The sequence below is a fragment of the Butyrivibrio sp. ob235 genome, assembly GCF_900109475.1.
Lineage (GTDB): Bacteria > Bacillota > Clostridia > Lachnospirales > Lachnospiraceae > Butyrivibrio.
Genome location: NZ_FOBE01000043.1, coordinates 16855 through 26882, shown reverse-complemented (window position 1 = coordinate 26882; position 10028 = coordinate 16855). Strand labels below are relative to the sequence as shown.

Genomic DNA, 10028 nt, shown 5'->3' with positions numbered 1-10028 from the left:
TGGCAGAAGCATGAGAAGGCATTGCTCCATAGGCTGACTTATAGGGATCATAGGATTTATCAAAGCCCATTGCTTTGGCATATGCCTTAAGTTGTTTGATTATCTTGTTTGCATACTTAGGATTATTTTCAGCAACAAAAGCTTCAATACCAGAGGAATCAAAAATGGTCATGTTAGCTTTGTCAGTGTTAATGGCCTGGCAGATAGGTTCGGTAATATCAACGAGCTTATCAAAAACAAGCTGTAAGTCATCCAGAAAATCTTGCTTAAAGCGGGTTATTTTAGAAGCATCAGGAACTTTGGTAAAACCACAGAATTCACGAAGCGGCTTCGAGTATGCAAGAAAGACCAGTAGAAGCTGATCTGTGGGGATGCTAAAAACGCGTTGGATGATTAAAGCCCAGAGCATGGCTTTTAATGGGTATTTACGGGATCTTCCCGTTGATGCATAGAAATGCTTTATAAAAGAAAGCGGAATAATTTCATCAAGGTCGATATGGTTTTCTAATAGAGACAAAAACGCAGGCTTGTCATTTTCAAATTTATCTTGGCAATCTGCATAGATATCAGCCAAAGAAAGCTGTTTATATGGTATCATATATATCAGAATAACTCCTTTCTTGGTATTGGTCAGTGGTTTCTTGTCAATTCTATTGTACCATATCCGGTGAGGGGTTATTCATTTTTTATAGAGCAAAAACGCCGTATTTATGCGGCTTTCGGCGTTTTGCAAACGCCTATGATATAATTGTAATGGAGGGGGCATATTAGTTATTTGGAGGAATGCCCATGGCTATTGGAAATCTTGACTTGACTCAGCTCGACAGGACGCTGATGACCAATGAGCAGAAGTCACTGTTAAACGTTAGCAATGTATCACAGAAGGAAATCGAGCAGCTGCTTATCATGAGAGGGCAGGTGCAGGAATTCCAGATGATGATGATGAAATATGATTGCGCATTATCCGAAGTCAGAACCAAGTTAGAGATACTTAATAAGGAACTATCACTTAAAAATAATCGCAATCCATTTGAGAATATAAAGAGCAGGATCAAAACTCCCGTTAGCATCTACGAAAAGTTAAATCGCAAGGGAATCCCGTTTTCGATTGAAAATATCGAGAGTAATATTTCGGATATCGCCGGATGCCGCGCTATCTGTTCTTTTGTTGATGATATTTATATGGTCGCTGATTGTCTGAAAAAGCAGGACGATGTTCATGTACTTGTAGAGAAGGATTATATCGCGACTCCGAAAGACAGTGGCTACCGCAGTCTTCATATTATAATAGAGACTCCGATTTTCCTTACTGAAAACAAAGAGTTCATGAAGGTTGAAGTGCAGTTCAGAACCATTGCGATGGATTTCTGGGCGAGTCTTGAACATAAGATGAAGTATAAGAAGGATATCGAGAATGCTGAGCTTATCTCTGAGGATCTGAAGTTCAGTGCAGATCTGATCAATCAGCTTGACAGAAGAATGCAGCAGATACGTGAGCGAATTGATGCCGGTGACGGTAAGCCCTATGGTATGACTCCTACCGAAGAGGAGGAGAGAGCTGACTGCGAGACCATGGAGATCATAAGACGTGAGATTCAGGCTGAGCAGAATGCAGCACGCAAGCGCGGCAAGAAAAAAGCAGAATGATGTTTGTATAAAATTGTTCTTTATATATAAGGAAGAAAAAGTATGCCATCCAGTTATGAAGGTTAACGGGATGGCATTTTTGCTTTGTGATTATTATTTTGAAAAATTGCCAGATTATATTATTTTGCAGTCCATCTGCCGCTGGCGCCGCAGGGAAGAACCAATCCGTTTGAAGAAACAGGAAGTCCGACTTCGTCTGCTTCTACAGTTCCTTCGTGGATAGGATCAATTGCTGTATGTATCATATAGGAAAGAACTGCTGGCTGAAGTCCTGTGGTATATGAGTTAATAAGGAAGAAAAGAGGCTTATCAGAAAGCAACTGAACACTTCGAAGTATAAGATCATATACACAGTCCTCAATTTTCCATATCTCGCCCTTGGGGCCTCTTCCATAGGAAGGCGGATCCATTATAATTCCGTCATAGTGATTGCCGCGTCTTATCTCTCTGTCGACGAATTTACCGCAATCATCAACGAGCCATCTGATAGGAGCATCTGCAAGACCTGAAGCAGCAGCATTCTCTTTTGCCCACTGGACCATGCCCTTGGCGGCATCGACGTGGGTTACGGAAGCGCCCGCCTTGGCAGCGGATACTGTAGCACCGCCGGTATAGGCGAAGAGGTTGAGAACTTTAATGTCGCGGTCCGCATTTTTTATAAGATCTGAAAACCAGTCCCAATTGGCAGCCTGCTCCGGGAAAAGACCTGTGTGCTTAAAACTGAAAGGCTTTAAGTGAAAAGTAAGTTCTTTATAATTAATAGTCCATTCTTCGGGGAGTGAACGGAAATCCCATTCACCGCCGCCTTTATTGCTTCGCTGATAACGGGCATTCCACTTTTTCCAGCCCATGTGCTTTTTCTTGGTGTTCCAGATTACCTGCGGATCCGGACGGACCAGCATATAATCACCCCAGCGCTCAAGTTTCTCACCGCCGGAGGTATCAATAACTTCGTAATCTTTCCAATTATCTGCAATCCACATAGAAGTACTCCTTGCTATTGTTTATCATTACACTTATATTATAGAAGAAACAAGTAAAGATTTTATCCCAAAATGCATAAAAAACTAGGCTATGCATAAAATAGATTAAAAAACATCAAGCCAAAGTAGCTAAAATTGCCTATTTTTATTAAAAAGTGATTAATTTTGAAAATAGCGCTTGCATGAAATGAAAAAATGGGATATAGTTATCCATGCTGTGACATGATAGCTGTGAAGCGTGAGGTTGCTGTCTTATCCAGTGAGACAGGTTTTCCGTGGAGCGAATGTCAAGAGACCGCAAGGTCAGACAATCTGACGACAAGTCACTGTACAAACAATTTGTCTGCGAAGCTATGCTAGCAGAAACGACGTGTGAGAACAGGATGAGAGTGGTTTGAGTCCATGACACACACGGGAGAGTGTACAGTCACCGCTTGTCGTACTTATCTAATTAAAGTGCGAAAAGGAGGCGACTTTTTTTATGGCAAATCAGGTAATGAGAATTACACTTAAGGCGTATGATCATCAGCTCGTAGATGCATCTGCAAAGAAGATCATCGAAACAGTAAAGAAGAACGGATCTCAGGTTAGCGGACCTGTACCGCTTCCGACTAAGAAGGAAGTAGTTACAATCCTCCGTGCTGTACATAAGTACAAGGATTCCAGAGAGCAGTTCGAGCAGAGAACACACAAGAGACTGATCGACATCATCACACCTACACCTAAGACAGTTGAGGCTCTTCAGAGATTAGAGATGCCCGCAGGTGTAAACATCAACATCAAGATGAAATAATTCATCGGCAACTAATGTTAAACCTCTACTAGTATGATGCGAGACGCATGATGCCGTAAAACTGGAGAGTTGCCCAAGGGCAATTGAGACGACATTGCGAACGATTTAAGCATCCGCTGTAGATGTAATAAGGAGGTAAATACAATGAAGAAGGCTATCTTAGCTACGAAGATCGGTATGACTCAGATCTTCAACGAAGACGGTTCACTTGTACCTGTAACTGTTTTACAGGCAGGCCCCTGTGTAGTAACACAGATCAAGACCGTTGAGAACGATGGTTACAGTGCAGTTCAGGTCGGCTATGTTGATAAGAAAGAAAAGATCATCAACAGAGACAAGAACGGCAAGAAGACAATCGTACATGCACATGGTGTAAACAAGGCTCAGCAGGGTCACTTCAAGAAGGCTGGCGTATCATGCAAGAGATTCGTTCGCGAGTTCAAGTTTGAGAACGCAGCTGAGTATGAGCTTGGAAGCGAGATCAAGGCAGACATCTTTGCCGCTGGTGACAAGATTGATGCTACAGCAACATCCAAGGGTAAGGGATTCCAGGGCGCCATCAAGAAGAATGGTCAGCACAGAGGACCCATGGCTCATGGTTCTAAGTTCCACCGTCATCAGGGTTCTAACGGATCCAGTTCTGATCCGAGCCGTGTATTCAAAGGAAAAGGAATGCCTGGTCACATGGGAAGCGTAAAGGTAACAGTTCAGAATCTTGAGGTTGTTCGTGTAGATGCAGACAAGAATCTGATCCTTGTAAAGGGCGCAATACCCGGACCTAAGAAGGGACTTGTAACAATCAAGGAAACCACAAAGGTTGAGGCATAATTTCCAGAATACGAAAGGAGGACATACAGATGGCTAACGTATCTGTTTATAATATCGAAGGCAAAGAAGTTGGCAACATCGATCTTAACGATGCCATTTTCGGAGTTGAAGTAAATGAACATCTCGTACATCTGGCAGTAGTTCAGCAGCTTGCTAACAATCGTCAGGGTACACAGAAGGCTAAGACACGTTCCGAAGTTAGCGGAGGTGGTCGTAAGCCTTGGAGACAGAAGGGAACCGGTCATGCAAGACAGGGTTCAACAAGATCTCCTCAGTGGACAGGCGGCGGTGTAGTATTCGCTCCCGTTCCGAGAGATTACTCTTTCAAGATGAACCAGAAAGAGAAGAGAGCAGCTCTTAAGTCTGCACTCACAGATAAGGTTCAGACAGGTAAGCTTATCGTTCTTGACGAGCTTAAGATGGATGAATTCAAGACAAAGAAGCTTGCAGAGGTTATGAACAACCTCAAGGCTACACGTAAGGCACTTGTTGTTCTTGCAGACAACGATACTAAGGTTGTTAAGTCAGCAAGCAATCTTCCTGAAGTTAAGACAGCGCTTACAAACACAATCAATGTATATGATATCGTAAACGCTCAGACACTCGTTCTTACAAAGGACGCAGTTGCTAAGATTGAGGAGGTGTATGCATAATGGCAGCATTACAGTACTATGACGTAATCCTTGAGCCTGTACTTACAGAGAAGAGCATGAATGCCATGGGCGAAAAGAAATACACTTTCTTCGTTCATCCTGAAGCTAACAAGACTCAGATAAAGGAAGCAGTTGAGAAGATGTTCGACGGCGCTAAGGTTTCTAAGGTAAACACGCTTAACGCAAACGGCAAGCTTAAGAGACGCGGAATGACTTACGGCAGAACTGCTAAGATCAAGAAGGCAATCGTACAGCTTACTGCAGACAGCAAGGACATCGAGATTTTCCAGGGACTTTGATAATAACTAATTAACTATACGCACAGGATCAAAGCAAAGTCCGGATCCGGGTTTTAAACCGTGCGTGATATCAAAAAGGAGAAGAATCATGGGAATTAAGAAATACGGCCCATATACACCGTCCAGAAGAAACATGACAGGTTCTGATTTCTCAGAGATCACAAAGAAGACACCTGAGAAGAGCCTCCTTGTTTCTAAGAATTCTAAGGCTGGACGTAATAACCAGGGTAAAATCACTGTAAGACATCGCGGTGGCGGTGGAAGAAGAAAGTACAGAATCATCGACTTCAAGCGTTACAAGGATGAGTGCACAGCAAAGGTTATCGGTATCGAGTACGATCCTAACAGAACTGCAAACATCGCACTGCTTGAGTATGAGGATGGCACAAAGGCTTACATCCTTGCTCCTCAGGGACTTAAGGATGGCATGACAATCATGAATGGTCCTGCAGCCGAGGTTCGTATCGGTAACTGCCTCCCTCTTGCAAACATTCCTGTCGGTGAAAGCGTACACAACATTGAGCTTTATCCCGGAAGAGGCGGTCAGCTTGTTCGTTCAGCAGGTAACTCAGCTCAGCTTATGGCTAAGGAAGGTAAGTATGCAACTCTTCGTCTTCCTTCAGGCGAGATGAGACTTGTTCCGATCGAGTGCCGTGCAACAATTGGTACAGTAGGTAACATTGATCATAACCTTATCAACATCGGTAAAGCTGGTCGTAAGCGTCACATGGGTATCCGTCCTACAGTTCGCGGATCAGTTATGAACCCGAATGATCACCCGCATGGTGGTGGTGAGGGTAGAGCACCTATCGGTCGTTCCGGTCCCAGCACACCTTGGGGTAAGCCTGCTCTTGGTTACAAGACACGTAAGAAGAAAAAGGCTTCTAACAAGATGATCATTAGAAGAAGAGATGGTAAGGCAATCAAGTAATTGATGCCTGATTGATAGAAAAGGAGAATGACAATGTCTAGATCACTTAAAAAGGGACCTTTCGCAGATGCTAGTCTTCTTAAGAAGATCGATGCAATGAATGCAGAGAATCAGAAGCAAATCGTTAAGACATGGTCCCGTCGTTCCACGATTTTTCCTTCCTTCGTTGGACACACAATCGCTGTTCATGACGGAAGAAAGCATATTCCGGTATATGTAACGGAAGATATGGTTGGTCACAAGCTTGGTGAGTTCGTTCCTACAAGAACCTACAGAGGTCATGCAGGCGCTGAGAAGAAGGGCGGAGTTCGCTAAGTCTGTGTGACTTGGTTCAACATTGAAAGGAGGTTAAATCTATGGCAACAGCACATAGATCTCAAGTTAAAAGAGAGAGAAATGCTCAGAAGGATACAAGACCTTCAGCAAAATTATCTTACGCAAGAATCCCTGTTCAGAAGGCATGCTTCGTAATGGATGCCATCAGGGGTAAGGACGTTGAGACAGCACTTGCTATCCTGGAGTACAATCCGAGATACGCTTCCAGCGTTATTTATAAGTTACTTAATTCTGCAATCGCAAATGCTGAGAACAACAACGGCATGAACAGAGCTAATCTGTACATTGCAGAGTGCAATGCAAGCAATGGCCCGATTATGAAGAGAATTCAGCCTAGAGCTCAGGGTAGAGCTTACAGAATTCAGAAGAGATTAAGCCATTTGACTGTAATTCTGGATGAGAGATAAGAAAGGAGAAAGTAAGTTCAATGGGACAGAAAGTTAATCCTCATGGCCTTAGAGTCGGCATCATTGCAGATTGGGATTCCAAATGGTATGCAGAGAACAATGAGTTTGCAGACAACCTTGTTGAAGATTACAAGATCAGAAAGTTTCTGAAGAAGAAGCTTTACGCTGCAGGTATCTCCAAGATCGAGATCGAGAGAGCATCTGACCGCGTCAAGGTTATCGTTTATACAGCTAAGCCCGGTTTCGTAATCGGTAAGGGTGGTGCTGAGATTGAAGTTACTAAGAAAGAGCTTTCAAAGCTCACAGACAAGAAGGTTCTTGTTGATATTAAAGAGATCAAGAAGCCCGATAAGGACGCTCAGCTCGTTGCAGAGAACATTGCACAGCAGCTTGAGAACCGTGTATCCTTCCGTCGTGCTATGAAGTCCTGCATGAGCAGAACAATGAAGACAGACGCACAGGGTATTAAGGCATGCTGCAGCGGACGTCTTGGTGGTGCTGATATCGCACGTAGCGAGTTCTACAGCGAGGGCACAATCCCGCTTCAGACACTTAGAGCAGATATTGATTATGGATTTGCTGAGGCAGATACAACCTATGGTAAGGTTGGTGTTAAGGTATGGATCTATAAGGGTGAAGTACTTCCTACTAAAGCATCCGAGAATTCAGATAAGGAAGGGAGCGATAAATAATGTTAATGCCGAAGAGAGTAAAGCATCGTAAGCAGTTCCGCGGTTCTATGGCTGGTAAGGCTACACGCGGCAACACAATTGCATACGGTGAGTATGGAATAGTAGCGCTTGAGCCCTGCTGGATTCGTTCAAATCAGATCGAGGCAGCCCGTGTCGCTATGACTCGTTTCATCAAGCGTGGTGGTCAGGTTTGGATCAAGATTTTCCCTGACAAGCCTGTTACAGCAAAGCCTGCTGAAACTCGTATGGGTTCCGGTAAGGGTTCTGTAGATTACTGGGTAGCAGTTGTTAAGCCTGGACGTGTAATGTTTGAAATCGGCGGAGTCGATGAAGAAGTTGCAAGAGAAGCACTTCGTCTTGCAACACACAAACTTCCTTGCAAGTGCAAGATCGTTTCAAAGGCTGATTTGGAAGGCGGTGCATCCAATGAAAACTAATAAGTATGTAGAAGAGCTGAAAGCTAAGTCTGCTGAGGAACTCAGCCAGGAGCTTGTATCAGCTAAAAAGGAACTTTTTAATCTGAGATTCCAGAACGCAACTAACCAGCTGGATAACACAGCAAGAATCAAAGAGGTTAGAAAGAATATTGCGAGAATACAGACTGTCATCACACAGAAGGCAGCACAGTAATTGGAATCCTGAAAGGAGTATATCGTGGAAAGAAATTTAAGAAAAACGCGTGTTGGTAAAGTAACAAGCGATAAGATGGATAAGACCATCGTTGTTTCCATCGAAGATCATGTAAAGCATCCTCTTTACAAGAAGATCGTAAAAAGAACCTATAAGCTGAAGGCTCATGATGAGAACAATGAGTGCCATATAGGTGATACAGTCAAGGTTATGGAAACAAGACCGATCTCTAAAGATAAGAGATGGAGACTGGTTCAGATTATTGAGCGTGCTAAGTAATTAGCTGATAGTTGATTATAAAGGAGAAATAACATGATTCAGCAGGAAAGCAGACTTAGAGTTGCTGATAACACAGGTGCGAAAGAGCTTCTTACAATCCGTGTTATGGGTGGTTCTACAAGAAGATATGCGAGAATCGGCGATGTAGTTGTTGCTTCGGTTAAAGAAGCAACACCAGGCGGCGTTGTAAAGAAGGGTGATGTTGTTAAGGCAGTTGTAGTACGTACTGTTAAAGAGACTCGCCGTAAGGATGGTTCTTACATCCGTTTTGATGAGAACGCTGCAGTAATCATCAACGATGAAGGTAACCCGAGAGGAACTCGTATTTTTGGACCCGTTGCAAGAGAGCTTCGTGACAAGAAGTACATGAAGATTCTGTCTCTCGCTCCGGAAGTATTATAAGGAGGCACCGAATGTCTACAAGTAAGATTAAGAAGGGCGACACTGTTAAGGTTATCGCCGGTAAGAGCAAAGATAAAGAAGGCAAGGTACTCTCCGTTGACACAAAGAACGGCAAGGTAGTAGTTGAGGGCGCTAACATGGTAACAAAGCACACAAAGCCCTCTGCATCTAACCCCAACGGTGGTATCGTTCAGCAGGAAGCTCCCATGGACATCTCCAATGTTATGTATGTTCATAAGGGAAAGGCAACACGTGTTGGTTTCAAGGTTGAGGATGGTAAGAAAGTCCGCATCGCAAAGTCAACCGGTGATGTCATTGACTGATAGGAAAGGAGGTAAGGAGCTTTGAGTAGATATAAAGATTTATATAAAGACGAGATCGTGAGCGCTATGACAAAGAAGTTCGGTTATAAGAACGTCATGGAAGTTCCGAAGCTCGATAAGATCGTAATCAATATGGCTGTAGGTGAAGCTAAGGAGAACGCTAAGGTTCTTGAGAACGCTGCAAACGATATGCAGATCATCTCCGGTCAGAAGCCTGTTTATACAAAGGCTAAGAAGTCCATCGCTAACTTCAAGATAAGAGAAGGTATGCCGATCGGATGTAAAGTAACTCTTCGTGGTGAGAAGATGTACGAGTTCATGGATCGCCTTGTAAACCTTGCACTTCCTCGTGTCCGTGACTTCCGTGGTGTTAACCCGAACGCTTTCGATGGCAGAGGAAACTATGCTCTTGGTATCAAGGAGCAGCTTATTTTCCCTGAAATCGAGTACGATAAGGTTGATAAGACAAGAGGTATGGACATCATCTTCACAACAACTGCCAAGACTGATGAAGAGGCTCGTGAGCTTTTAACACTCTTCAACATGCCTTTCGCTAAGTAATTAAGGAGGAATCGAACACATGGCTAAATTATCCATGAAGGTAAAGCAGCAGATGAAACCCAAGTTTTCAACACGTGCATACAACCGTTGCAGAATTTGCGGTCGTCCTCATGCTTATCTCAGAAAATACGGAATCTGCAGAATTTGTTTCCGTGAGTTAGCTTACAAGGGCGAGATCCCGGGTGTACGTAAGGCTAGTTGGTAATTATTTAAACCATTGCGGCTTCGTGTCTCTGTGCAGACGGGCACAGTAAGGCGGAGCAA

18 protein-coding genes are annotated in these 10028 nt (G+C 43.6%); 16 read left to right on the top strand and 2 right to left on the bottom strand.

Annotated elements, in window-relative coordinates; all coding sequences use genetic code 11:
• Positions 1 to 598: transposase (locus tag BMW61_RS19970; protein WP_175475308.1), on the bottom strand; the 598-nt coding region annotated here is incomplete at its 3' end.
• Between the two features lie 191 nt (positions 599 to 789).
• Between BMW61_RS19970 and BMW61_RS19965 the strand changes: the two genes are divergently transcribed.
• Positions 790 to 1647 carry a GTP pyrophosphokinase gene (locus BMW61_RS19965; RefSeq protein ID WP_081668048.1) on the top strand — a complete coding sequence of 286 codons (858 nt, stop codon included), beginning with the start codon at positions 790 to 792 and terminating at the stop codon, positions 1645 to 1647.
• A gap of 119 nt (positions 1648 to 1766) precedes the next feature.
• Here the strand turns inward: BMW61_RS19965 and BMW61_RS19960 are convergent, their stop codons facing one another.
• The gene (locus BMW61_RS19960) at positions 1767 to 2630 is read right to left on the bottom strand and encodes a class I SAM-dependent methyltransferase (protein WP_091825528.1); all 864 of its coding nucleotides are present in this window, start codon (positions 2628 to 2630) and stop codon (positions 1767 to 1769) included.
• Positions 2631 to 3111: 481 nt separating this feature from the next.
• Here BMW61_RS19960 and rpsJ point away from each other — a divergent pair, with 481 nt between their 5' ends.
• From rpsJ to BMW61_RS19885, 15 genes are all read left to right on the top strand, one after another.
• Positions 3112 to 3423 carry a 30S ribosomal protein S10 gene (gene rpsJ / locus BMW61_RS19955; protein ID WP_022761340.1) on the top strand — a complete coding sequence of 104 codons (312 nt, stop codon included), beginning with the start codon at positions 3112 to 3114 and terminating at the stop codon, positions 3421 to 3423.
• A gap of 144 nt (positions 3424 to 3567) precedes the next feature.
• Positions 3568 to 4251: a 50S ribosomal protein L3 gene (gene rplC / locus BMW61_RS19950; RefSeq protein WP_022761339.1), complete on the top strand. Its 684-nt coding sequence runs from the start codon at positions 3568 to 3570 to the stop codon at positions 4249 to 4251.
• A gap of 29 nt (positions 4252 to 4280) precedes the next feature.
• A complete protein-coding gene (gene rplD, locus BMW61_RS19945; RefSeq protein ID WP_022761338.1) occupies positions 4281 to 4904 on the top strand; it encodes a 50S ribosomal protein L4 in 624 nt (207 codons plus the stop codon).
• Positions 4904 to 5203 (top strand): 50S ribosomal protein L23, encoded by a 300-nt coding sequence (gene rplW, locus BMW61_RS19940; protein ID WP_022761337.1) that lies wholly within the window; start codon positions 4904 to 4906, stop codon positions 5201 to 5203. Before rplD ends, rplW begins: the two co-directional genes overlap by 1 nt.
• Before the next feature lie 88 nt (positions 5204 to 5291).
• Positions 5292 to 6134 carry a 50S ribosomal protein L2 gene (rplB, locus tag BMW61_RS19935; protein WP_022761336.1) on the top strand — a complete coding sequence of 281 codons (843 nt, stop codon included), beginning with the start codon at positions 5292 to 5294 and terminating at the stop codon, positions 6132 to 6134.
• A gap of 33 nt (positions 6135 to 6167) precedes the next feature.
• Positions 6168 to 6449, top strand: coding sequence for a 30S ribosomal protein S19 (rpsS, locus tag BMW61_RS19930; protein WP_022761335.1), 282 nt, complete (start codon positions 6168 to 6170; stop codon positions 6447 to 6449).
• Between the two features lie 41 nt (positions 6450 to 6490).
• The gene (rplV, locus tag BMW61_RS19925) at positions 6491 to 6877 is read left to right on the top strand and encodes a 50S ribosomal protein L22 (RefSeq protein WP_022761334.1); all 387 of its coding nucleotides are present in this window, start codon (positions 6491 to 6493) and stop codon (positions 6875 to 6877) included.
• Between the two features lie 20 nt (positions 6878 to 6897).
• Entirely contained in the window at positions 6898 to 7569 is a 672-nt protein-coding gene (gene rpsC / locus BMW61_RS19920) for a 30S ribosomal protein S3 (RefSeq protein ID WP_022761333.1), read from the top strand.
• The gene (rplP, locus tag BMW61_RS19915) at positions 7569 to 8006 is read left to right on the top strand and encodes a 50S ribosomal protein L16 (protein WP_022761332.1); all 438 of its coding nucleotides are present in this window, start codon (positions 7569 to 7571) and stop codon (positions 8004 to 8006) included. The genes rpsC and rplP overlap by 1 nt, the downstream gene beginning before the upstream one ends.
• Entirely contained in the window at positions 7996 to 8199 is a 204-nt protein-coding gene (rpmC, locus tag BMW61_RS19910) for a 50S ribosomal protein L29 (protein WP_022761331.1), read from the top strand. Before rplP ends, rpmC begins: the two co-directional genes overlap by 11 nt.
• A 24-nt stretch (positions 8200 to 8223) precedes the next feature.
• A complete protein-coding gene (gene rpsQ, locus BMW61_RS19905; protein ID WP_022761330.1) occupies positions 8224 to 8478 on the top strand; it encodes a 30S ribosomal protein S17 in 255 nt (84 codons plus the stop codon).
• Between the two features lie 33 nt (positions 8479 to 8511).
• Positions 8512 to 8880 (top strand): 50S ribosomal protein L14, encoded by a 369-nt coding sequence (gene rplN / locus BMW61_RS19900; RefSeq protein ID WP_022761329.1) that lies wholly within the window; start codon positions 8512 to 8514, stop codon positions 8878 to 8880.
• An 11-nt stretch (positions 8881 to 8891) separates the two neighbouring features.
• The gene (rplX, locus tag BMW61_RS19895; protein WP_022761328.1) at positions 8892 to 9203 is read left to right on the top strand and encodes a 50S ribosomal protein L24; all 312 of its coding nucleotides are present in this window, start codon (positions 8892 to 8894) and stop codon (positions 9201 to 9203) included.
• 21 nt (positions 9204 to 9224) lie between these two features.
• Positions 9225 to 9764: a 50S ribosomal protein L5 gene (gene rplE / locus BMW61_RS19890; RefSeq protein ID WP_022761327.1), complete on the top strand. Its 540-nt coding sequence runs from the start codon at positions 9225 to 9227 to the stop codon at positions 9762 to 9764.
• Between the two features lie 19 nt (positions 9765 to 9783).
• Positions 9784 to 9969, top strand: coding sequence for a type Z 30S ribosomal protein S14 (locus BMW61_RS19885; RefSeq protein WP_022761326.1), 186 nt, complete (start codon positions 9784 to 9786; stop codon positions 9967 to 9969).
• The last annotated feature ends 59 nt before the right edge of the window (positions 9970 to 10028 follow it).